20 protein-coding genes are annotated in these 24,030 nt (G+C 57.7%); 14 read left to right on the top strand and 6 right to left on the bottom strand.

The window, feature by feature from the left end; genetic code table 11:
* The 6 genes from cysI to Q1J88_RS03160 all read right to left on the bottom strand — a co-directional run bounded on the left by cysI (position 1) and on the right by Q1J88_RS03160 (position 9,763).
* Positions 1–1,704, bottom strand: coding sequence for an assimilatory sulfite reductase (NADPH) hemoprotein subunit (gene cysI / locus Q1J88_RS03185; protein ID WP_301116005.1), 1,704 nt, complete (start codon positions 1,702–1,704; stop codon positions 1–3).
* A gap of 14 nt (positions 1,705–1,718) precedes the next feature.
* A complete protein-coding gene (locus Q1J88_RS03180) occupies positions 1,719–3,521 on the bottom strand; it encodes an assimilatory sulfite reductase (NADPH) flavoprotein subunit (RefSeq protein ID WP_301116003.1) in 1,803 nt (600 codons plus the stop codon).
* Positions 3,522–3,626: 105 nt separating this feature from the next.
* Positions 3,627–4,814, bottom strand: coding sequence for a cupin domain-containing protein (locus tag Q1J88_RS03175; protein WP_301116001.1), 1,188 nt, complete (start codon positions 4,812–4,814; stop codon positions 3,627–3,629).
* A complete protein-coding gene (gene mutS / locus Q1J88_RS03170) occupies positions 4,811–7,438 on the bottom strand; it encodes a DNA mismatch repair protein MutS (protein ID WP_301116099.1) in 2,628 nt (875 codons plus the stop codon). The genes Q1J88_RS03175 and mutS overlap by 4 nt, the downstream gene beginning before the upstream one ends.
* A gap of 208 nt (positions 7,439–7,646) precedes the next feature.
* Positions 7,647–9,299: a methyl-accepting chemotaxis protein gene (locus tag Q1J88_RS03165; protein WP_301115999.1), complete on the bottom strand. Its 1,653-nt coding sequence runs from the start codon at positions 9,297–9,299 to the stop codon at positions 7,647–7,649.
* 74 nt (positions 9,300–9,373) lie between these two features.
* On the bottom strand, positions 9,374–9,763 hold the full coding sequence (locus Q1J88_RS03160; RefSeq protein ID WP_301115998.1) for an RNA-binding S4 domain-containing protein: 390 nt from the start codon (positions 9,761–9,763) through the stop codon (positions 9,374–9,376).
* Between the two features lie 242 nt (positions 9,764–10,005).
* Here Q1J88_RS03160 and Q1J88_RS03155 point away from each other — a divergent pair, with 242 nt between their 5' ends.
* The 14 genes from Q1J88_RS03155 to Q1J88_RS03085 all read left to right on the top strand — a co-directional run bounded on the left by Q1J88_RS03155 (position 10,006) and on the right by Q1J88_RS03085 (position 23,896).
* On the top strand, positions 10,006–11,223 hold the full coding sequence (locus Q1J88_RS03155) for an ABC transporter substrate-binding protein (protein WP_301115997.1): 1,218 nt from the start codon (positions 10,006–10,008) through the stop codon (positions 11,221–11,223).
* A gap of 107 nt (positions 11,224–11,330) precedes the next feature.
* Positions 11,331–12,197, top strand: coding sequence for a branched-chain amino acid ABC transporter permease (locus Q1J88_RS03150; protein WP_301115995.1), 867 nt, complete (start codon positions 11,331–11,333; stop codon positions 12,195–12,197).
* On the top strand, positions 12,197–13,198 hold the full coding sequence (locus Q1J88_RS03145) for a branched-chain amino acid ABC transporter permease (protein ID WP_301115994.1): 1,002 nt from the start codon (positions 12,197–12,199) through the stop codon (positions 13,196–13,198). Before Q1J88_RS03150 ends, Q1J88_RS03145 begins: the two co-directional genes overlap by 1 nt.
* Positions 13,195–13,920 (top strand): ATP-binding cassette domain-containing protein, encoded by a 726-nt coding sequence (locus tag Q1J88_RS03140; protein WP_301115992.1) that lies wholly within the window; start codon positions 13,195–13,197, stop codon positions 13,918–13,920. Before Q1J88_RS03145 ends, Q1J88_RS03140 begins: the two co-directional genes overlap by 4 nt.
* Positions 13,917–14,648 carry an ABC transporter ATP-binding protein gene (locus Q1J88_RS03135; RefSeq protein WP_301115991.1) on the top strand — a complete coding sequence of 244 codons (732 nt, stop codon included), beginning with the start codon at positions 13,917–13,919 and terminating at the stop codon, positions 14,646–14,648. The genes Q1J88_RS03140 and Q1J88_RS03135 overlap by 4 nt, the downstream gene beginning before the upstream one ends.
* 70 nt (positions 14,649–14,718) lie before the next feature.
* Positions 14,719–16,104 (top strand): amidase family protein, encoded by a 1,386-nt coding sequence (locus tag Q1J88_RS03130; RefSeq protein ID WP_301115990.1) that lies wholly within the window; start codon positions 14,719–14,721, stop codon positions 16,102–16,104.
* A 69-nt stretch (positions 16,105–16,173) separates the two neighbouring features.
* On the top strand, positions 16,174–17,049 hold the full coding sequence (locus tag Q1J88_RS03125; RefSeq protein ID WP_301115988.1) for a helix-turn-helix domain-containing protein: 876 nt from the start codon (positions 16,174–16,176) through the stop codon (positions 17,047–17,049).
* Between the two features lie 340 nt (positions 17,050–17,389).
* Positions 17,390–17,917: a MarR family transcriptional regulator gene (locus Q1J88_RS03115; RefSeq protein ID WP_301115986.1), complete on the top strand. Its 528-nt coding sequence runs from the start codon at positions 17,390–17,392 to the stop codon at positions 17,915–17,917.
* 82 nt (positions 17,918–17,999) lie between these two features.
* Entirely contained in the window at positions 18,000–19,049 is a 1,050-nt protein-coding gene (locus tag Q1J88_RS03110; RefSeq protein ID WP_301115984.1) for an aromatic ring-hydroxylating dioxygenase subunit alpha, read from the top strand.
* Between the two features lie 78 nt (positions 19,050–19,127).
* Entirely contained in the window at positions 19,128–20,084 is a 957-nt protein-coding gene (locus Q1J88_RS03105; protein ID WP_301115982.1) for a PDR/VanB family oxidoreductase, read from the top strand.
* A 462-nt stretch (positions 20,085–20,546) separates the two neighbouring features.
* Positions 20,547–21,413, top strand: a complete 867-nt coding sequence (locus Q1J88_RS03100) for a branched-chain amino acid ABC transporter permease (RefSeq protein ID WP_301115980.1) — start codon at positions 20,547–20,549, stop codon at positions 21,411–21,413.
* A complete protein-coding gene (locus Q1J88_RS03095; RefSeq protein WP_301115978.1) occupies positions 21,410–22,441 on the top strand; it encodes a branched-chain amino acid ABC transporter permease in 1,032 nt (343 codons plus the stop codon). The genes Q1J88_RS03100 and Q1J88_RS03095 overlap by 4 nt, the downstream gene beginning before the upstream one ends.
* Positions 22,438–23,190 (top strand): ABC transporter ATP-binding protein, encoded by a 753-nt coding sequence (locus tag Q1J88_RS03090; RefSeq protein WP_301115977.1) that lies wholly within the window; start codon positions 22,438–22,440, stop codon positions 23,188–23,190. The genes Q1J88_RS03095 and Q1J88_RS03090 overlap by 4 nt, the downstream gene beginning before the upstream one ends.
* The gene (locus tag Q1J88_RS03085) at positions 23,183–23,896 is read left to right on the top strand and encodes an ABC transporter ATP-binding protein (protein ID WP_301115976.1); all 714 of its coding nucleotides are present in this window, start codon (positions 23,183–23,185) and stop codon (positions 23,894–23,896) included. Before Q1J88_RS03090 ends, Q1J88_RS03085 begins: the two co-directional genes overlap by 8 nt.
* Positions 23,897–24,030 lie beyond the last annotated feature (134 nt).

Here is a 24,030-nt window from a genome sequence, read left to right as displayed (position 1 = left end):
CTAGGCCTGGGCCGCTTCGAGCACGATAGGAATCAAGCGCTGATCAGGTAGGGGGATCACCTGGCTACGTATCAGAAAATCGCCAAAATGCTCACCCGGCAGGCCTTCGGTCGCATACGCGGCAAATAGCGCGTCGAGGGCGGACAGGATCTCCGGTTCGGTAATATTCTCGCGGTACAGGGTGTTGAGTCGTTGGCCGGTGAAGTCAGCGCCCAGACGCAAATCGTAGCGGCCGGGTGCCCGGCCAACGAGGGCGATTTCGCCGAGGTAAGGGCGGGAGCATCCGTTCGGGCAACCGGAAAGCCTCAATAGGATGGGGGCGTCCCTGAGTCCGTGCTGTTCGAGCAGGGCCTCGAGTTTGGGCAGCAGTACGGGTGCATAACGCTCACTTTCTGCCATGGCCAGCCCGCAGGTTGGCAATGCCACGCAAGCAATGCTGTGTCGTCGTATGCCGCTCTGGTTGCGGTATCCGTCCAGTCCGTGCTTATTGACGAGCTGGTCGATCCGAGCCTTGTCCTTCTCGTTCACGTTGACAATGACCAGGTTCTGGTTGCAGGTAAGGTGGAATGTGCCCGTGTGAACCCGGGCAATTTCACGCATGCCCGTAAGCAGCTGCAACCCGTTTTCATCCCACAGACGTCCCGACTCGATGTACAGGCCAAGATGCCATTTGCCATCTTCGCCCTGAATCCATCCGTAATGGTCGCCATTGTTGTCAAAATGGTATGGGCGTGCAGGTTCCAGGTGGAATCCGATACGAGCTTCAAGTTCTGACCTGAACCAGTCCAGACCCAGATGATCGAGCGTGTATTTAAGGCGCGCATGCTGGCGCTCGATCCGGTTGCCGTGATCTCGCTGAAGCGTCACGACACCTTCGGCCGTGGCGATAAGCCTGTCGGGCGTCACGAATCCAATGACACTGCCCAGGCGCGGATAGGTACTTGCATCTCCGTGGGTTGCGCCCATGCCGCCGCCAATTGCAACGTTGAAACCCTGAAGCTCTCCGTTTTCCACGATGGCAATGAGCCCAAGATCCTGGGCGAAAACGTCGACGTCGTTCAGCGGGGGAATGGTGACGCCCATCTTGAACTTGCGCGGCAAATAGGTGGTTCCGTACAGAGGCTCTTCGTCTTGATCGGCGGTGATTTTTTCGCCGTCCAGCCAGATCTCATGGTATGCCCCGGTACGGGGAAGAAAATGGTCCGACAATTTTTGAGCCCACTCGTGAACAAGCCGATGCTGACTGGAAAGATGGGGATTGACCGCGCCGACTACCTGGCGATTCACGTCTCCGCAGGCAGCCAATGTTGTTGTCATCGCGGAATTTATCGCCTGCATGGTGGCCTTGAGATTCCGCTTGACGACTCCATGCCACTGGAAAGTCTGCCGCGTCGTTATGCGAAGCCCCCTGGTCGCCCATGTGGTTGCGATCCGGTCCAGCTGCAGCCATTGTTCGGGGGTCACGACGCCGCCAGGCAGGCGGGCGCGGATCATGAACGAATAAGCAGGCTCAAGTTTGCGCTTGCGCCGTTCGTCGCGAACGTCGCGGTCGTCCTGCTGATAGCTGCCGTGAAATTTCAAGAGTTTGTTGTCATCGTCGCTGATGGCGCCGGTAATCGGGTCGTCAAGGCCTTCCTCGATAGTGCCGCGAAGGTAGCGGCTATTTACCTTGATTTGTTCCAGATGCGAAAGCGGGGTGGTCATGCTGTTCCTGATTTTCAATACACGTCGCGGGCGTAGCGACCCTGGGTGGCAAGCTCGTCCAGCCAATGCTTGGACTGGGCGGGGTCAAGGCGTCCTTCCTGTTGCGCAATGCGCAGCAAGGTGGCGTGAACGTCTTTGGCCATTCGGTTCGCGTCGCCGCATACATACACGTAAGCGCCGGCCTGGATCCATTCGAACAGATCCGACGCGTGTTCGAGCATGCGATCCTGAACGTAAAGTTTTTGCTCCTGGTCGCGAGAAAACGCCAGGTCGAGCCGATCCAGCTGGCCATCGCGCAGGGCTGCCTGCCACTCGGTCTGGTACAGAAAGTCAGAGTCGAAATGCGGGTTGCCAAAGAAAAGCCAGTTACGTCCTTTACCGCCTTGGTTGGCGCGTTCCTGGACAAAGGCGCGAAACGGCGCGACTCCCGTACCGGGTCCGATCATGATTACGTCTCGACTGGTATCAACGGGCAGGCGGAAGCGGGAATTTTCTTCAACGAATATGCGCACGCGTTCGCCTTCAGCAGTGCGGCTCAGAAAGCCAGACGCTGCACCGCTACGACTATGTCCCTCGAATTCGTAGTCGATGTTGGCGACCGTAAGGTGCACTTCGTCTTCCACTACCGATTGGCTTGATGCGATGGAATAAAGCCTGGGGGCCAGCGGGCGCAAGCCCTGAATCAGTTCTTCCGCGCTCCAGGCTGCTGGGTACTTGCGCAATACGTCCGCAAGTTGATGCGTCGATACAAACTTTCGGAATGAGTCCGACTGGTCAGGTTGCAGCAATTGGGAAAGCTCTGCGCTTTTGGCGCGCTCGGCGTGAGCCTGCAAGAAGGGGCGCGTCAATTGCGTAAGCTCCCGATGCGATCCAAGCCACACCTTGAGGGGGTGTTCAATGTCGTTGACACTGACAGGCTTTTCGCCGTCAAGTGCAAGAAGTTCCAGCACTTCAGCGACTAGAGCGTCAGACTGAACAGGCCAGATCCCCAGCGCGTCGCCCGGTTGGTAGGTGAGCTGGCTGCCGTCAAGAGAAAGCTCGATATGGCGAATATCCTTGTCGCTGCCGGGTGCAGTGATAGGCTGATTCAGCAGTAGTTCTGCTTCGAAGGGAGCTTCGCGTGTGAAGCGTCCGGTCTTGGGATGCAAAGGGGTGATGCTTGCGCTGGGCTGCTGGGGATCGTTCTGTTGAAGTACCGCTCGTGCCTGCTCCAGAGCCTTCTGGCTCCAGGGTTTGGCAATGGTGTCAATATCCAGATCGGCTGTGCCAAGATCGTGAATGCGTGTGGCACCCAGTTCGGCCAGGCGCTCGTCAATCCGACGGGCAATTCCGCAAAAGTCCGGATAACTTGAATCGCCCAGACCCAGCACGGCATAGTTAAGCGACGGAAGTTTGGGAGCGCGGCGGCTATGCAGAAACTCGACAAGACCGATAGCGTCGTCAGGAGCTTCTCCGTCCCCTTGCGTGCTGATCACGACATAAAGCAGTTGTTCGTCCTTGAGCTCGCGCGTGGTGTAACGATCGGCGCGAACGATACGGGCCGCAAGTCCGGTAGAGCGGAGCTGTTCGTATAGCGCCTCGGCGACACGTTTGGCGTTTCCCGTCTGGCTACCGTACAGCACGGTCAGGGGGCGGGGCGCAGCTGCGACGGCCGGCGCAACGGACGCAATTTTCTGGGCGGTTTGCCCGGTGGGCGCGCGGCTTGCCAAACCGGCGAAATAGCCGGACAACCAGCTCAGGGATTGCGTATCTAGATCTTCGGTGAGCTGCTTCAGCAGCACCTGCTTGGATTCGGGAATTTGTGACAGAGCCAACATGACGGACTTCATGAATAAGTAAGCACCCATTCTATGAAGCCGTGCACGTTAAACGAACGACAAGATTCTTATTACCTTATGCGTTATTAGATTATGCGCTTTATGTCATTGAGACCTGTAGTGAAGCCAGCCTTCGGCATGCCAGTCGTTCAGCGTGTCAAGCTCTGCCTGGTTCAGTGTTCGGGCCAGCCTTCCGCGGCAATCCAGCCGGCGGTCATTTGCCAGCGCCCGCAGCGCGGCGCCAGGCCCTATGTCTGCCAATTCTCCATTGATGTAGAGTTCTTTGCCCCGATACATCATTCGTGTACACCGGTCCAGGATCAGGAAGCCCTGTTTCGGCAGCCCGGCATGAAAATCAGGCGCGTTTTCTTGCGGCTCGAACCACGCCGCGGGCGAAGGTTCGGTCAGCCATTGCCCCAGAAATCGCGCCGCCAGCCCTTCGGTCAAGGTTACTCGTTGTGCGGCGTCGAGGGCAGCGTTGATCAATGCGTCGGGGAGAAGGGAGGGGGTCTCTGTGGCGGGTGCACCACGATCCCGATATCGCGCGTCCAGTCTGGGACCCGGGCCGGGTCTTTCACCATATAGGCCTGGGTCTTCTCCGATTCGCGCCATGAGTTGGTCACCGGCAGCTTCGAGCACGCCACGAGCCAGGACGGCAAGAGTGGGAGCCCGAAAGCCAATAGAGATAGTCATGCAGTCGCCCATGGCGATGCCGTCATGCGCCACATGCGGAGGTAAATACAGCATGTCGCCGGGCTCCAGGATGTACTCTTCTTCGGCCTGAAAATTGCGCAGGATGCGAAGCGGCAGGTTGTCGTGCAGGGATAGATCCTTCTGTGTACTGATTCGCCAGTGTCGCTGCCCATGGGCTTGCAGCAGAAAGACGTCATAGCTGTCGAAGTGCGGCCCCACGCCGCCTTGGTCGGACGCTACGCTTATCATCGCGTCGTCCAGCCGAGCATCGGCAATGAAGCGGAAGCGATGAAGCAGTTCTGCCATGCCGTCGTGATGGGCATCCGTGTTTTGGGCCAAGACCGTCCAGTTCGGCTTCTTCATCGCCGGTAGGCGAGAAAACGGCCCGCGCTTCATATTCCACCCTGAACCGTCTTGCCAGATCAGTCGTGACTCGACCTCTTCGCGGCGCACCAGCTGGCGAACGTCCGATACGGAAAGTGGCGGACGAAATCCGGGAATGGCTTGTCGTACCAGAAGGGGCTTACGCTGCCAGTATTTCTTCATGAACGTCTGCGGCGTCAGCCCGCCAAGCAGAGTAAGGGGGGCATCGGTATTCATAAGTGCTCGTCCCGAAGGCGGTAGAGGGCGTCAAGGGCCTCACGAGGCGTCATTTGGTCCGGGTTCAGGGCTGCCAGCGCCTCCAGTAGCGACCGTGCCGCGTTAATGTCCTTGTCCATGGTTGAGGCATGGTTGCGATCAGTACTGTCCGGCGCAAGCTCGTCGGGGAAATCGTCCGTGCTTGCCGCTTCGGCGAACAGATCCAGTTGCGGGGTTGGTGCGCCAAGCGCTTCGAGCCGTGACAATTCGCGGCTGGCATGGCGGATGACCGCTGGAGGAATGCCGGCCCGTTGAGCGACCTGGATACCGTAGCTGCGGCTTGCCGGTCCTGGCCGCACTTCATGCAGAAAAACAATGCCTGACGCGGAATCGGCAGCTGCCAGATGTACATTGGCGGCATGCGAGGCCTCGGCAGGGAGCCGCGTCATTTCGAAATAATGTGTGGCGAATAATGTGAGCGCCCCGTTATGTTCCAGCAATCGATGAGCGATGGCCCAGGCCAGTGCCAGACCGTCGTAGGTCGAGGTGCCCCGTCCGATTTCATCCAGCAGTACCAGACTTTGAGCGGTGCTGGCTGCCAGTATGGCGGCAGCTTCAGTCATCTCGACCATGAAGGTGGAGCGTCCGCCAGCCAGATCATCTGCCGCGCCGATTCGGGTGAAGATCCGGTCGATCTGCCCGATGCGCGCGCTGCGCGCCGGTACGAAACTGCCCATACGCGCCAGGAGGGTGATCAAGGCTACCTGCCGCATGTATGTCGATTTCCCTCCCATATTGGGTCCGGTAATCAGTAGCATGCGGCGGGCGGGGTTGAGTTCGCAGTCGTTTGGAGTGAAGCGCTCGATGCTGTGCTCCACGACCGGGTGCCGGCCTGCTTCGATGACTACCTCGGTCCCGGTAGTCAGTTCAGGGGCAACCCAATCGTTGTCCCGGGCATGTTGAGCCAAAGCGGCCAGTGCGTCGATCTCGGCCAGGGCGGCGGCGCATGAAGAAAGAAGTGCAGAATGCGGTGCCAGCCGATCGAGCACCTGTTCAAACAACCATTTCTCGCGCGCCAGGCTGCGGTCCTTGGCCGAAAGGACTTTATCTTCCCAGGCCTTGAGCTCTGGCGTGATGAAGCGTTCGGCGTTCTTCAGGGTCTGGCGGCGCCGATAGTCAGCGGGCACCTTGTCGGCCTGTCCTCGCGTGACTTCGATGAAAAATCCATGGACGCGGTTGTATTCAACACGCAAGTTGGCTATGCCGGTACGTTCCCGCTCACGGCTTTCGAGTTCCACCAGGAATTCACCGCTGTCGCTCGCCAGCCGTCTCAGTTCGTCAAGTTGGGCGTCGTAACCGCTTGCTATCACTCCTCCGTCCCGGATCATCAGTGCGGGTTCGGCATCGATTGCCGCATGCAATAGTTCGAGCAGCTCGTCCGGCAGTTGCATTCGCTGCAGATAGTCGTTGAGCTCAGGGGTCGGGTTGAACGCCGTCGTGATGTGTTCGCGCAGTGCGGGCAATAAGGAAAGCGCGTCGCGAAGGCTCGCCAGTTCACGAGGGCGTACCGATCGCAGCGCAATGCGGGTTGAAATGCGTTCAATGTCGGGATAGCGCTGCAGAGTTTTCTGCAAGGTTTCCAGACCGAAGTTGCCGTCCAGTCCGTCCGTCCCGCGGCCTGCAAGAAAGACACTGATCACGCGCATGCGGGCCTGCGCCGGAGCGTTGTCGCGCAAGGGATGATGAATCCAGCGTCTTAGCAGACGGCTGCCCATGGGCGTGCAGCAGTGGTCCAGCGTCGAGAACAGCGTGGGCCCGTCATCACTGCCTAATGATTCGCTTAACTCAAGATTCCTGCGAGTGACAGGGTCAAGTACAACATAAGCACCGGGCCGTTCGACGCGGATAGACTGGATATGGCTCAGCGTCTGGGACTGGGTCTGGCTGACGTAATGCAGCAAGGCGCCGGCAGCGCATATCGCGGCAGGGACGTCATGCAGATCGAAACTTGCCAGCGAATCCACAGCAAAATGCGCTTGCAGTACGTGCCGCGCGTTATCGGTTTCGAAGTGCCAGTCGGGAATCGTGCTGACCGCCACGGAGCCGTCCAGCCGAAGACGCTTGCTCTCGGCGCAAAGTACTTCTGCGGGCGCGATACGGTGCAGCTCGGTGTCGATCATTTCCGGTGAGCATTCGGTCACGCAAAAATCGCCGTTTGCCAGATTCATCCAGGCCAGGCCGGTACGTTCCGCCCGATTGACACGAGTGGTCCAAAGTGCCGCGATCTGTCTGTCCGCCTTGGCGGGCAGCAGGGCATCATCAGTAAGGGTTCCGGGGGTGACGATCCGGACAATCTTGCGCTCGACGGGCCCCTTGCTGGCAGCCGGGTCGCCGATCTGCTCACAGATGGCGACTGATATACCCAGCGCAACCAGGCGCGCCAGATACCCTTCCATTGCATGAAAGGGTACCCCTGCCATGGGAATGGGTGCTCCGTTGGAGGTGCCACGCTTTGTGAGGGTGAGGTTAAGCAGGCGCGCCGCCCGCTCGGCGTCTTCGTAGAACATTTCGTAGAAGTCGCCCATGCGGTAAAACAGCAGGTGCTCGCCAGCTTCTTTTTTTAGCGCCAGGTATTGGCGCATCATCGGAGTGTGTTTGGAATCAGTCACTTACAACAACAAAAGGTACACGGGTGGGGCGGGTCTGAGTACGTAACCGGTCGCGACGGCGGCTGGCATTCAGCAATCGCCGCGCGACAACTGGAGTGCTGTAAGTCTAACCCGCCGGACTGAATATGGTACCTGTTGACGCACGCTTTTATCGTGCGCAGTAACTTTTACCAGGCCTTCGGATTTACCAGGCACTCGACGCCAGTCGGAACGGATTCCAGTTCAGGCGTCGGTTGCGAGCTTGGGGGCGAGGGGTGATGTCACGTTCGGCCTGGTTTTCAAATTGTGCACCGACGGCAACGCGAAACACCGACACAGCTTCCGCAAGCTCGGCTGCCTGATCTTGCAGCGATTGCGATGCGGCGGCCGCTTCCTGCACCAGTGCTGCATTTTGCTGTGTGACCTGATCCATCTGGTTGATCGCCTCGTGGACCTGTTCGATACCGCCGGTCTGTTCGATGCTGGCGGTGCTGATCTCGCTGATGATGGCTGTGACGCTTTCGATTCCCTCGACGATGTTCTTCATCGATTCACCAGCGACCTGCGCCTGTTTGCCTCCGGCCTGGATGATGCCGGCAGAGTTCTCGATGAGGTGCTTGATTTCTTTGGCGGCCGAGGCCGAGCGCTGGGCCAATGCGCGTACCTCGGAGGCGACAACCGCGAATCCACGCCCTTGATCGCCCGCTCGCGCCGCTTCCACGGCAGCGTTCAGCGCAAGGATATTGGTTTGAAAGGCAATGCCGTCAATGACGGCAATGATGTCCACGATCTTGTCGGACGATTGATGGATCGCCTGCATCGACTCGACAACCTGACCCACGACGTTGCCGCCTTCGGTCGCGATGGTGTTGGCATCAAGAGCCAGCGTGTGCACGCGTTGCGCGTTGTCGGCATTTTGCCTGACAGTGGATGTGAGCTGTTCCATCGAGGCTGCGGTTTCTGTCAGGGAAGAAGCCTGTTCCTCGGTGCGGGCAGACAGGTCTTCATTGCCGGCAGCGATCTGCCGGGACGCCAGCGCGATGGATTCTGCACCGGCTCGCACCCGGCCGACTATTCCAACCAGGCTGTCGTTCATGTTCTTGAGTGCTGCCAGTAATTCTCCGGTTTCGTCGGTGCTGCGAACCTGGATCCTGCTGGTCAGGTCGCCTGCGGCAACGGTACGGGCAACGGCCACCGCTTGACGGACCGGCCCTGTAATTGAGCGTGTAATCAGATACGCCAGCAATGCGCCCAGGATCAAGGCGGCAAGGCTCAGGCAGGCAACCATCAGGCCGGAGCGCTTGATGAAGCTTGCCAGGGAATCGCTCGATTCTTTTGCGGCGCGTGTCTGCAGGTATTCGATTTCCTCGATGTTATGGAGCATCATGCCCAGCGCCGGCAGCGTGACGTCTCGAAGTGTGCGTCGAGCCTGACTTTCGCGATGGCCGGCGATGTGTTCCTGAATGTCGTCGAATGAATTGAAATAGCCGGTTTTGCTGCGGTTGAACTGACCGATCAGCGCCTTGCCTTCGTTGGCAGTGACAATAAGGGTGTCGAGCAGTTCTATCGAGTCATTGATGATGTTCTTGTTGGCCTGGATTTGGGCCAGCAGGTTGGGCCGTTCGTCTTCGTCGGCGAAGAACAGCGCCATGTTGTTGACGGCACTCGCGCGTAAAGCCGTGTTGATCTTGTTGGTGGTTTGTACCTTGACCCAGCTGTCGTTGATGATGCCGTCGCTGATCTTGCCAAGATGTGCGAGGCTGTACATGGCAACTGCGGCGATGGCGATCATCAATACCAGTATCAGGGAAAATGCAGCGCCCAGACGGAAGCCGATACGCATGTTTCTAATTTTCATTGTTATACCTGTGTGAATGCAGCGCCTGGAACGACGCGTTGTTGCAGTTGGTGGTGTAAAAAACAGGTGGGTATTCAGGAGTTGAAGCTGCGAATCTGATCGATAAGCCTTCTGTCGCGTTTGGTCGGCCGACCATGCGCCAACTGGCGTGCTGGCTCGGGGGCAAGCCGGCGCATCTCGTCGGCTTTCTCACGTGCGGCGATACTTTCAGGCGTTTCAGTGTAAAGCTGCTGCGCGACAGGGGCGGGGCCGCGCACGTGACTCAGCGCCTTCACGACCACTGTAACCGGGGTGTCTCGGCGCTTTATCCAGAGGGTGTCTCCGGGTTTGATATCGCGTGCCGGCTTGACCATTTGCTGATTGACCTGCACGCGGCCTTTGGTGATTTCTTGCGACGCCAGGCTGCGGGTCTTAAAGAACCTCGCGGCCCAAAGCCACTTATCCAGACGCATCGAATCAGACATATAGCCTCGGAAATTCTGTGTCGGCCCAACCGAAAGAACCTTGTTGATACAGCCTGAATGTACACGATGAAATCGCCCGCCAATCATGGGGTTTGCACCAATTGGAACGTCTACTAGGGTTAACCCCGTTTTGTCTGAAATCGACAAGTGCGAGACGGTTTTCGGTATTCCGTTTTCTGTGATCGACTGATTAAATGGCAGCGTAGCAGTCTTCATCATCCATCAAATCAGGAGAAGAAGTTATGCGCAACGGGAGGAGAAAATTCTTGGGCCAGAGTCTGGGCGGAATGGCCGGACTCGCAATGGGCGGCATGGCATTGCCCAGTGTCAGCCTGGCAGCCGATGTCATCAAGGTGGGCGTGCTTCTTGATTTGTCCGGGCCCCTGCAATTGTTTGGCACAGTCAAGGCGCAATGCTTGCGCTTGGCCGCCGAAGAAATCAACGCCAATGGAGGGCTGCTGGGACGCCAGATCGAGCTCGTCACTTACGACACACAATCCAATAACCAGCTATATGGTCAGTACGCCCAGCAGCTGGCCTTGCGCGACAGGGTGGCGGTGGTCCACGGGGCAGTTACAAGTGCCGCCCGCGAAGTGGCCCGGCCTGTATTGTCGCGAGCCAAAACCCTTTACATGATGAACATGATCAACGAAGGTACAGAAGGCGCATGCGATCGCAATATGTTCATTACCGGCCCAACACCGCGTCAGTTGCTCGACAATCTGATTCCCTACATGATGCAGAAGCACGGCAAGAAGATGTATATCCTGGCCGCTGACTATATTTTCGGGCAATTGTCGGGCAAAGATGCCGAGCGTATCTGTAAAGAGCACGGCGGTGAAACCGTCGGGTTCGACCTGTTCCCGCTCGATGTAGACAAATTCGGTCCGACCATCAGCAAGATTCAATCCGCGAAACCCGATTTTGTCTTCAACGTTTTTGTCGGACCCGCACACGGCGCATTCTACGGCCAATGGGCTTCGGCCGGCATGAACAAGTCGATTCCCATGGCATCGCATACCATCGGCGACGCCGGCGAGCAGATGCGCATGCCTCCTGAGGTCAGCGAGGGTCTGGTCACCGCCAAGAATTATTTCGACGAGCTCGATACCCCGGCCAGCCGTGAATTCATTGAGCGCTTCAAGAAGCGCTTCCCTGATTACAGTTATGTAGGGTCGCTGGGCATGGCCGACTATCAGGGCATGTACCTGTGGGCAGAGGCCGTGCGCAAGGCCAATTCCACCGATCGCAAAAAAGTCATCGAAGCGTTCGAGTCAGGCATTTCCATCGAAGGCCCCAGCGGAAAGGTCGCCTCGCATCCCCAGACACACTACTGCACGATGGACATGTACCTGGCCGAGGTTCGCAACAGCCGCTTCGAGGTGCTTGACAGCTGGAAGCAGGTGGAACCGGTCAGCCAGGGCGACAACAGCTGTAATGTCCTGAGCATGAATCTTTGAGTTCCGGAATCCGGCCGGTTTACGGCCCAGGGGAGGGGAAGTAGGGCTTCCCCTCCCGCCGGACTCGCCTTACTGCCCATCCAGTTAAAGCGATCAAGGGAATCAGCATGGATCTTGCGTTGCTCACCGGCGTAGAAGTCGTGTACGCCATTGCCAGCTTATTTCTCATCAGCGTGGGGCTGGCAATTGTCTTTGGCATGATGGGGGTGATCAATTTTGCTCATGGCGAGTTTCTCATGCTGGGAGGGTTCGCATTTATCCTTGCCGTGCGGGCAGGGGTAAATTTTTGGGTGGCAATGTTTGTAGTGGCCCCCTTGTGCGTTGCCATCATAGGCATGATCATCGAGCGCCTGATCATCCGGCACCTGTACGGCAGAATCGTTGAAACCATTCTTGCGACCTGGGGACTCAGCCTCTTGCTCATAGGCCTGGCATCCGCTGTGTTTGGTTATTACCAGATGGGTGTTCGGCCACCGTTCGGAGTGGTGCACATCGGTGCGTATCAAACCGGTGTCTACACCTTCTTTGTGATCGGCGTGGCGGTGGTGCTTGGTCTGGCCCTTTACTTCCTGCTGCGTCATACGCCCTTTGGCCTGATCGCCCGGGGAACCATGCAAAGCGCGCCCATGGCCGCGGCTCTTGGCGTCAACGTCAAACACGTTTATTCCATTACCTTCGGTATTGGCGCCGCAGTTTCAGGTCTGGCCGGCGCGGTCTTCGCTCCGCTGACCGGGGTTTTGCCCATCAGTGGTCTCACCTATATCGCCAAGGCGTTTATCACCGTCATCCTTGGGGGCACACTGCCCCTCACAGGCTCCGCCCTGTCCTCGGCCTTGCTCGGTACGGTCAGTCAGATCACCACTTTCCTCAGCACTTCGGTATTTGGAGAAGTGATGCTGCTTGTCACAGCGATCATTTTGTTGCGTGTGTTGCCGTCGGGAATTACCGGCCGGTTCTTCAAGCGGGGTATCTGATGATCGAATTGGCACGCCCTGGTTTCTGGGTCACGGCTGTCGTGTCCGCGGTCCTTGTCCTGGCCATTCCGCTGGTTACCGAAGTCTATACCTTGTACAACCTGACGGTTTTTGCGGTGTTGGCCATGCTTGCGCTCAGTCTTGGCCTGGTGTGGGGCATAGGCGGAATTCTGGCCTTGGGGCAGTCGGCATTCTTCGGCATCGGAGCCTATGTGTACGCCCTGATCTCGGTCAACCTGGCCGACAGTACACTCGCGGTTCCTGCAGCGATGCTGGCACCACTGGCGATGGCCCTGCTGGTGGGTTATTTCACTTTTTTTGGCCGCATCAGTGACGTTTATTTCGCGGTCATTTCGCTGACAATTCCGCTCATACTGCTTAGCCTTATCAATAGTGCGTCCGGCCCCGCGTATCAATTTGGCAAGGCCCATTTGGGTGGGTACAACGGCATTCCGGGCGTTCCACCGCTCAACATTCCGTTTGACCCTTCGGCGGTACTCTCGTTCGAAGGCATGTACTACGTATCCGCCCTGTTGCTGCTTGTCGTCTACCTGATATTGCGGGTGCTCGTGGCCAGTCGCTTTGGCCGGGTGGTCGAGGCAGTGCGCGAGAACGAGTTGCGTGCCGAGCTGCTGGGTTATGACGCTCGCTACTACAAGCTGGGTGTCTTTTGCATAGGCGCTGCAATCGCGGGGCTGGCGGGGGCGCTCTATGCAGCATGGGGCGCTTCGGTTGGGCCGACGGTGTTCTCCTTGTCGTTTACCGCGCAGGCGGTGGTGTGGGTGTTGTTTGGTGGCCTAGGCACTTTGTTCGGCCCCATAGTGGGGTGTTTCCTGGTGCAGGGGCTTTCTACCTGGCTGGGAAGCGTTTCGCGCATCAGCCCTGAAATTGCTCTGGGTCTGCTGTTCATCATTGCCGTCCTGCTTGTCCCCAACGGCATAGTGCCTTCGATACGCGACCGTGTGTCATCCAGGTTGGTCCGCGCCGGAGGTCGGCGATGAGCGTCATTCTGCAAACTTCTGAGCTGTGGCGCACCTTTGGCGGGGTGGCGGCCGTGGCGGGCATCAATTTCGAGCTGCGCGAAGGGGAGCTGCGTTGCCTCATTGGGGCCAATGGTGCCGGGAAAAGCACTTTTTTCAAGATGCTCACGGGGCAGCTCAAGCCAACTTCCGGCCGTATCACCTTGTACGGCAAGGACATCACCAATTTGCCCTCTTTTGCAATTGCCCGAATGGGCGTCGGTATCAAGACCCAGGTTCCGAATCTGTTCAATGGCCTGAGCGTGCGCGAGAACCTGCTGATCGCAGCGCGATTTCGCATGAATGCCGCGCATGCGGCCGAAGCGGCAGATGCCATGCTCGAGCGCATTCACATGACCGAACATAAGGACACGCTCGCGGGCAGTCTTGCGCATGGTCACCGTCAATGGGTTGAGCTGGGCATGATACTAATCAACGACCCCAAGCTGGTCCTTCTTGATGAGCCGGCTGCGGGCATGACCGCCGGCGAAGTCGAGCGTACGATTTCCCTCTTGGAAAGCATGCGTGGCAAGCGAAGCTTCATCATCGTTGAACATGACATGCACTTCATACGGCGTATTGCCGAACGCGTCACCGTGTTTCATCGGGGGCGCGTACTGGTAGAAGACACCATGGAGGAAATCGTGCGCAATATCGAAGTGCGGGACGCCTACTTGGGCCAGCACGGCAGGGAGGCACGATGACCACCCAAGAAGCACTGCTTGACGTGAATGATCTGTCGGCGGGTTACGGAACCATACCCGTTCTTCGAGAACTCAGGTTTCAGATTCAGGCCGGGGAGATTGTCGGGGTCCTGGGTCATAACGGAATGGGCAAGACGACGCTTATGAAAGCATTGGTTGGACACGTTCCCAGTACCTCCGGCCGCGTTACTTTCCGTGGTCAGGACATTACTCATTTGCCCACGCACAAGCGCGCCCGGCTGGGCATGGGCTATGTATCGCAGGGTCGAGACATCTTCCCCTCGCTGACAGTTCGGGAGAATCTTGCGCTGGGCGCGGCGGCTGTAGGCCGAAACCGCGTTGAAGCGGTCGAGCGTGCAACCGACGAGTTCCCCATTCTGGCCGGTCTGCTTGACCGCAAGGGCGGCGCGCTGAGCGGAGGGGAACAACAGATCCTGGCCCTGGCGCGCGCACTGTGTGGCGAGCCGTGTCTCTTATTGCTCGATGAGCCGACAGAAGGAATCCAGCCATCCATCGTCGACGAGATCGAAGACTACTTGGTTCGGCGTGCGCAATCGACGTCGCTTGCCGTCGTGGTGGTAGAGCAGGATGTGGGGTTTATCGCCGCCATGGCGCAGCGTGTGCTCTGGTTGCAGAAAGGTGCCATCGTCAGGGAAATAGATCCCGCCTTGCTGTCCGACCCCGACACCATCGGCGAGTTTGCCGGGCTTGAGGGAAAGGTCGATTGATATTAGCCTTTGTGCATAAACGTCCGTCTGCGGCCCGCTGGACTGCGCGGACACTACAACAGGAGACGCAATGAAAGACGATCTTTGGCGCTTGACCGCCACACGTATGCGCGAACTCGTTGCACGGCGTGAAGTCAGTCGCGAAGAATTGGTGCGTGCGCACTTTGCTCGCATCGAGAAGGTGAACTCCAAGTTGAATGCCTTCGTCGAGCTTCGCGAAGAGCAGGCGCTGGCAGAGGCCCGCGAGGCGGACGCGCATCACTCTGATAGAACCGACCTGCCGCTGGATGGTATTCCCATCAGTATCAAAGATCACTACGACGTGCAGGGCACGAAGCATACCGAGGGGCTACCGGCTTGGGCAGATCGTCGCTCCGAGTCCGACGAGGTGGCGATAAGCCGGCTGCGGCAGGCCGGCGCCATCATTCTGGGCAAGGCCAATCAGCCCGATCTGCAAATTCGCTGGAACACCGTCAGTCACCTGTACGGCGCCACGCTCAATCCGCGCAACCCAAGCTTGAGTCCCGGCGGGTCTTCGGGGGCCGATGCCGCCGCCGTAGCGTCTGGCATGGCGCCGCTTGGACTGGGCCTGGACTATGGCGGTTCTATCCGGGTGCCCTCGACCTTTTGCGAAATTTACGGGCTGCGTCCTTCGGCTGGCCGTACTCCTGCCTCCAAGACGCTGCCTCCCCTTGATGGGCCTCCAACTGTCGACCTCATGTCCTGCATCGGGCCGATGGCACGATGTGTAGAAGACCTGTGGATGGCCTATACGGTGTTGGCGGGTCAGCATTGGTCCGATCCCGCAACGGTGCCAGTTCCGGTGTCCCGCTCCGGTTCGAACGGAAAGCGGCCGCGAGTCGCCCGCATGCTCGACCAGACTGGGGCTCTGGTTTCATCAGCTGTCGCCGCAAAGCTCGATGAAACCGCCCGTATTCTCAGTGACGCCGGTTACGAAGTCGTCGATGCCGCGATTCCCAACGCGAAGCGGGCACCCGAACTCTGGGCCGAAATCATTGGAACCGAGCTCATGCAAACGGGCATGCCCGAGTTCGGCCATCTATTGGGCGAAAGCAATCGCCAACATATCGAAGCCATGTTCGGTATCTATAACCTGGGATCCGAAGTGCGCAATTACATCAAAGCCTTCATCGAAAGACGGAAGGTTCAGCGCGAGGTGGCCGGGTGGATGGAGGAACATCCCCTGGTTCTTTGCCCGGTTGCCGGAATGGAGACCCCACCACTCGACTTCGACCACATGCTCGATCGCGAGCAGACCCAGCGTCTCTTTGACCAGATGCGAAATATTCCCTGGGTCAATCTGCTGGGTCTGCCAGGTGTGGCCTTGCCCAATGGAATGCAACTGGTTGCGCGACGCTTTCATGAAGCGCAAGCCCTTGAGGCGGCAGCGGCAGTACAGCAGGTTATCGGGACGGCAACGCTAGCCGAACCATGAGCGAACCAGCTGTGGCGGTCTACGGTTCGTGTCCGCCTGGCGTTCAGGCACGCCGGGACGCATAGCGTCATGGAAGGGCCGCCGTTCATACATTACGAAGGGCGTATCCCGGGCGGCGACTTTCGCTTTGTTCATGTCGAAAAGATTTCGACGCGTATTCGCAAATACAACTGGGAGCTCTTCCCACACCGGCACCGCGATCTTTTTCAGATGGCACTGATAGAAAGCGGCGCCGGTGAGGTCGCTTTCGACCTTGGGCAGGAGGCTTTCACTGCACCGTCCCTGGTGCTGATCCCGTCTTTGGTGGTGCATAGTTTTCGCTATGCACCACGATCTTCTGGCAGGCTTCTGACTATTTCAGACGCCTACCTGCGCGAGCTTATCCAGTTTGCCAATGAGCCCGCTCTGGAGGCAGCCATGTCCCGACCTGGAGTCATGTCTTTTACTGCCGACTCCTTCGCTTTCGATGACATTGCCTCCGCGATGGGGACTATCGCCGAGCGTCTGGTGACTGCACCTCAATCGTTGGGTGTCATGTTGTCTGCCAACATACTTCGCATACTTGGTCACCTTACGCACCAGCCGCAAGAATCCGCAGCCCTTGCACTTGATACCCAGCGCAGGCGCCTGCTGTACGAACAGTTCCGGGGCCTGCTCGAGAAGCATTTTCGCGAACAGTTGTCGGTTGCAAGCTATGCCACCATGCTGGCCGTGAACGAACGTACGCTGCACCGCGCGTGTCGGGAAGTCGCCGGAGAGCCGCCGCTCAAGATTGCGCATCGTCGACTCGTCCTGGAAGGCCAGCGCCTGCTGCTATATTCGGCGATGTCGGTCAGCGATATCTCTTATCACCTGGGCTTCAAGGATCCCTCGAATTTCAGCCGCTTTTTCATGGAGCATGTCGGGGAGTCGCCCCTGATGTTTCGCCGTGCGCGCCTGGGCTGACCCCAACTCGCAATTGCTGCCTCGGGTTGCCGATTCTTCTTTACGACTTGCCATGCGTGGCATAGGCCACGACGAAGAGCGCGTTTCAGCGACGGCAGACAATGGACGAGGTGTTCGATCTTTTCCGTCGGCTGGCCGAACGATGCGGGCAAGCGGCCGGCAGCACGAGTGGGGGAGAGCAGCAAATGGCGGCCGAAGGGTCTGGCAGCGAGCTTCTGAACGGACAGGGGGTGCGTCATTCTTATTTGGGTATGTAAAGCCTGGTCATTGCCGCGCTTTATCGTTGCTAGAATAAACGTACTCATTAACGTACAAGATTCTGGCAAGAAAGAGGCTTTCAATGACCAAAGAGGCTGCAAACCCGGCCCTGACCGATCTGTATACCCAGCCCGGTCACCTGATGCGGCGCGCCCAGCAGATTTCCGCTTCTATCTTTTATGATGAACTCGGTTCAAAGATAACCCCAATCCAGTATGCCGTCCTGCGCATACTTGTCGAACATCCGGGCATCGATCAGGTGTCGTTGGCGGGGCTTGTGGCTATCGACACCTCGACCGCTGCCAGCGTGGCAATAAGGCTCGAAGAAAAAAAATTGCTGGTGCGGTATCTTGACCCGAATAATCGGCGGCAAAGAGCGCTGTATCTGACCGACGCCGGACGCGCGCTCCTGCAAAGTACCATTCCGGGTATCCAGCGCCTGCATCAACGTATTTTTGAAGGTTTTAGCGCCGAAGAAGAAGCCCAATTCATGGCGTTGCTGACCAAGCTCGTGCATATCAACAATTCAAAAAGCCGGGCACCGCTGTCGCAACGGCGCCCCGCTCCGACTGAAATATCTTCCACAGAAGAAACGGGAAATAAGGGTTAACCCTGCTTGAATGAGTGCGTCTCAGCAGTAAAATTGATCCATATATTCAGTACACTGAACGTAAGTTCAAAGCGAGGCGATCATGTTCCCGAAAAATACCTGGTACGTAGCGTGTACCCCCGACGAAATCGAATCCAAGCCCTTGGGGCGCACCATTTGCAATGAGCGCATCGCGTTTTATCGTGGTCACGAAGGCAAGGTGTGTGCAGTCGAGGATTTCTGTCCACACCGCGGCGCGGCCATGTCTTTGGGTTATGTAGAGAACGGCAACCTTGTATGTGGCTATCACGGTCTGGTCATGGGCTGCGACGGCAAGGTCGTTTCAATGCCCATGCAGCGCGTAGGAGGCTTCCCTTGTGTCAAGAGCTACCCTGTCGTAGAGCGCTATGGCTTTGTCTGGGTCTGGCCAGGCGATGCCGAAAAGGCCGATGAAGCCCTCATTCCGCATCTGGCGTGGGCAGAAGACCCCGAGTGGGCATACGGTGGCGGCCTGTATCACATCAACTGCGATTATCGCCTGATGATCGACAACCTCATGGATCTTACCCACGAGGCCTATGTTCATACGACAAGTATCGGTCAGGACGAAATCGACGAAACGCCTGTCAATACCAAGGTCGAAGGTGATACGGTCATTACCAGCCGCTACATGGAAAACATCTTCGCTCCCCCATTTTGGGCTGCGGCACTTCGGTACAACGACCTTCCGGATAACGTCCCGGTAGATCGCTGGCAGATCTCCCGGTTTACGCCGCCAAGTCACATTCTGATTGACGTGGGCGTGGCGTTGGCAGGCAAGGGCGGCTTCGAGGCCGACCCGGCGCACAAGGCAGCGGCCATTGTTGTCGACTTCATCACTCCCGAAACCGAGACGTCTCATTGGTACTTCTGGGGTATGGCGCGCAACTTCAAGGCCGACGATCCCGAGCTGACAAAAGTAATCCGCGACGGACAGGGTAAAATATTCGCTGAGGATCTTGCCGTCCTGGAGGCTCAGCAGCGAAATCTCCAGGCGAATCCTGACCGTAAGTTGCTCATGCTTAATATCGATACGGGGGGCGTCCAAGCTCGTCGCATCCTCGATCGAATTGTCAAGGACGAGCAGCAGCAAGCCACCGCCGAACCCGCCTGATCTTGCATCATTAAAGTAAGCGGGCCGGTACCCTGGCCCGCAGTAATGCGGGTAAAACCGCTAAAGTAGAATATTTCAATGAGTCAACTCACCGTTAAAGTCGTCAACAAGGTGCAGGAAGCCGAGGAGATAGTCAGTCTGGAGCTGGCTAGTATTGATGGCAAACCCCTACCTTCCTTTAGTGCCGGCGCGCACATCGATGTCTATATTCGCGATGGCCTGATCCGCCAGTATTCGCTGCTTAACGATTCCGGCGAACAGCACCGCTACGTTATCGGTGTATTGCGCGACCCCGAGTCCCGTGGCGGCTCGATCGCGGTGCACGACGACATCAAGCAGGGCGACATCATTCAGATCAGCTCGCCCAAGAACCACTTCGAACTGGTACAGGCCAAGCGCACGCTTCTTTTCGCGGGCGGTATCGGTGTCACGCCCATTCTCTGCATGGCCCGTCGCCTAAGCCACATCGGCGCTGACTTCGAAATGCATTACAACGCCCGTTCGCCCGAGCGCATGGCATTCCGCGAAGACATCAGCAAGTCGGCCTTCGCCGACAGGGTGCATTTTCACTTTGACAACGGCGACGACAGCCAGAAGCTCAACCTCAAGCCCCTTCTCGAAAATCCGCAGCCGGATACTCACCTTTACGTTTGCGGGCCCACGGGATACATCGACTATGTCGTCAATACGGCCAAAGAGGCTGGTTGGAAATCCGAGTGTATTCACCTTGAATATTTCGGGGCGGCCGAAGTCGATACCAGTGGCGACACCTCATTCGAAGTCAAGATCGCCAGTACAGGCCAGGTGTTTACCATTCCGGCCGACAAGCCTATTACCCAGGTTCTCGACGACGCTGGCGTATTCATTCCGGTTTCGTGCGAAGAGGGGGTATGTGGTACTTGTCTGACCCGCGTTCTTGAGGGTACGCCCGATCATCGCGACTTGTATCTTACCGATGCCGAGCACGCCGCCAATGATCAGTTCACGCCTTGTTGCTCACGTTCCAAGAGCCCCATGCTGGTCCTGGATATCTGATCAAGCGATCAATTCTATATTGTAAAAAGAGGCGCAATCGCACTTCAATTGAGATACACTATCGGCGGCCTCGAAACGGCCTGTCCTGGATATTTGTTCGCGTATACATGCATTGCGAACTCATGCGGCTTTCGTTTTTGGCGCATACTCGCATTTCCAGGCAGGCCCTCGGCCCAGACATAAATGGAATGGCGAACTCGATACAATCTCACAGTTCAATATCCTGACGCATTGCCGCAGGTTCAAGGTCTGGCAACATCAACGAAGCACCTTAATTAGCAGGTAATTTCGCTCCGGGAGATCGGCCCCAAAGCCGCATGGCCCGGAGTCTGTTCGTTATTTGTTACAGCAATTCCAAGTTTGATAATTTTCGTAAATCTCGCATATTGGGAGTGAATTCACTATGCCGCATACGTTTGCAGAAAGCGCGCTAGTTTGCCGCTGGAGCACAGGGTGGCCGCCATGCTAGGAAACTTGTTTGGCGTACTATTCGACGGGGTTGCCTACGGCGCCTTGCTCTTTCTGATCAGCGTCGGCCTGTCTGTCACGATGGGCCTAATGAACTTCATCAACTTGGCACACGGCGCGTTTGCCATGGTCGGCGGCTTTGTGGCGGTCGAGCTCATGCGTCAATTGAACGTGCCGTTCTTACTGACCTTGCCCGCAGCATTCATTGCCGCGGCCATAGTCGGATTTGTCCTTGAGCGAACCTTGTATCGGCGACTGTATCGCGCCGACCCGCTCGACCAGGTGCTGTTCTCGATTGGTTTGACCTTCATGGTCGTGGCCGCCGGCATCTATGTGTGGGGTCCGTCGCAGCAGCCGGTTCACTTGCCCGAGTGGCTGCGCGGACAGGTCTCTGTCTTCGGGGTCGGTCTGGGTATTTACAGACTATTCCTGATCGCCGTCGTTGTGCTTGTCACGGGTGCTCTCTTCTTCCTGATCGAGCGTACGCGCCTTGGTGCACAGATTCGCGCCTCGGTCGACAATCAGGAGGCCTCGGCTGGTCTGGGCATCAACGTCAGCCGTGTATTTAGCGTGACGTTTGCGTTGGGCTCGGGTCTGGGCGGTTTGGGCGGTGCCCTGGGCATCGATGTGCTTGGCCTGGATCCCACTTTCCCCTTCAAGTACATGGTGTACTTCCTGATCGTCGTGGCAGTTGGCGGCGCCGGAACCATCAGTGGTCCGTTGTTGGCGGCTATCGTGCTGGGAGTCTTTGACGTGGCGGGCAAATACTACGTGCCCTCGGTCGGAGCCTTCGTCATTTATGCGCTGATGGTTGTGCTGCTCATCCTCTTCCCCTCCGGACTCATCTCGAGGCGTTCATGACGAAATCGAATCTTCTCTCTTCCTTGTCCATTTCGGACAAGTTGCCTGCGCCTCGCGTGCCAAACGCGAAGTGGAGCAAATACGAAATCATTTTCTGGCTGCTGCCCTTCATCGCCTTCTTCCTTTTCAAGGGATACCTGGTGCTGGCCAGCCAGATGATGATCCTGGGCTTGTTTGCCTTGTCGCTTGACCTCATCCTGGGTTATGCGGGCATAGTGTCGCTCGGCCATGCCGCCTTCTTCGGTCTTGGCGCCTATACTGCCGGCCTGCTCTCGGTGCATGGATGGGGCGAGCCTATCAGCGGCATGCTTCTGGGTGCCATTGTCGCGGCCTTGTTCGGGTTCCTTACCAGTTTCCTGGTGGTCCGTGGACATGATCTCACCCGACTCATGGTCACGCTCGGCATTTGCCTGATGCTTTATGAAATCGCCAACAAGGCCGCCTTCATCACTGGTGGCGTGGATGGTCTGTGGGGCATCCAGATGTGGAAGCTTCTTGGCATTTTTGAATTCGACCTGCAAGGCAAGACGGGCTTCTTCTATAGCTTCGCCGTGCTTTTCCTGGTCTTTGTTCTGGTTCGGCGCATTGCGCGTTCTACGTTCGGCCTGAGCCTGATCGGTATCCGTGAAGGCGGCAAGCGCATGCCCGCTATCGGTGCCGACATCAATCGCCGCCTGATTGCGGTGTACACGCTTGGTGCCGGTATCGCTGGTATCGCCGGTGCCTTGCTGGCGCAGACCACCCAGTTTGTGGGTCTGGATTCCTTGGGCTTCCTGCGTTCCGCCGACTTGCTGATCATCCTGGTGCTGGGGGGTACGGGTCGCCTGTACGGTGCGTTGATCGGCGCCCTCGTCTTCATGTTCGCACAGGATCAAATTGCAAACATCAACCCCGTGTACTGGCAGTTCTGGATCGGGCTCTTCCTGGTCATCGTCGTCATGGTGGGTAGCGGCGGCATTCTGGGTGCAGTGGACGCCTGGCGTGAGCGTCGCCGCGCCCGTGCAGCTCATTCAGGAGGCCAAGCATGAATACCACGCTACGTACTGAAAACCTCTCCAAGCAGTGGGGTGCCTTCAAGGCCAACAGCGATATTTCGCTGACATTCGAGCCGGGTAGCCGTCATGCCATCATTGGTCCCAATGGCGCGGGCAAGACAACCTTCATCAACCTGTTGACGGGTGCGCTGGCGCCCACCTCGGGCAAGGTGTTCTTTGGTGATCAGGACATCACATCACGCTTGCAGCACGAGCGTGTAAAGATGGGCATGACCCGCACATTCCAGATCAATACCCTGTTCCTGGGGCTGACGGTCCTTGAGTCTGTCGTACTCGCCATCAGCGAGCGCGAAGGGCTATACCGTAACTGGTTCCGTACGGTCGCCGAACAGAAGGACGCGATCGAGGAAGCCCTGGTGCTGCTCAGAACGCTGCGTCTTGATCAGGACATCAACACTGTCACGCGCAATCTTCCTTATGGCAAGCAACGTCTTGTCGAGATTGCCCTGGCCCTTGCCACCAAGCCCAAGGTCCTGTTGCTTGACGAACCGGCGGCGGGCATTCCGTCCACAGACAGTGCCGAGCTGTTCGAGGTAATTTCTGACTTGCCGCGCGATGTCACGGTGGTGTTTATTGAACACGATATGGGTCTGGTGTTTCGTTTTGCCGAGCGCATCACGGTACTGGTAGGGGGCAAGGTACTTACCGAAGGAACCCCGGCCGAAATTGCGGCCGACCAGCGTGTGAAGGAAGTCTACTTGGGCGAGGCAACGCATGACTAATAAAGGTAGCGATCTGCTCGCGTTCGAAAACGTCGTCGCGGGCTATGGCGAGGCTGTTGTCCTCGAAAATGTTTCGTTTACGATCAAAGAAGGCGAGAGTGTTGCATTGCTTGGCCGTAACGGCATGGGCAAGACGACTCTCTTGCTGACGGCGATGGGTATAACTCAACAGCACAAGGGCAAGATCTATTGGCGTGGCCAGGACATCACGTCCATGACCACGTACAAGCGCGCCCACTCGGGTCTGGGCTGGGTGCCTCAAGAGCGCCACATGTATCCGTCGTTGTCGGTTGAAGAGCACCTGACCGTAGTCGCCCGACCCGGCGAATGGACAGTGCCCAAAATCTACCAGTTGTTCCCTCGCCTCGAAGAGCGCCGAAACAACATGGGCAACCAGTTGTCGGGCGGCGAGCAGCAGATGCTGGCGATTGCCCGCGCACTTATGGTCAACCCACGTCTGCTACTGCTTGACGAACCGATGGAAGGGCTTGCTCCCATCATCGTGCAGGAGCTGTTGAGCGTGGTGGGCAGGCTGGTCAAGGAAAGCGGCATGTCGGTCATTATTGTTGAACAGCATGCACGAATGGCGCTGGAACTTACCGAGCGGGCCATTGTGCTGGACCGTGGTCGGATTGTTCACGATTCCGACAGCCAGGAACTGCTGGACGACGACGCAAAACTGCAACGGCTGGTGGCGGTAGCGTAACCCTGCTCAACTTTCCAGGTCGTATCAAGCCGCCCACGCCTGTAAAGGCCGGGCGGCTTTTTTGAGTGCTTTCCTGTTCAGGCAGTGTAGTGAGTGTGTTGCCTTGCAGGGTAGCGGTGGCAGCATCACTGCCC

This window comes from Pusillimonas sp. (genome assembly GCF_029263785.1).
GTDB lineage: Bacteria > Pseudomonadota > Gammaproteobacteria > Burkholderiales > Burkholderiaceae_B > Pusillimonas.
This window is presented reverse-complemented; position numbering and strand designations above follow the sequence as displayed.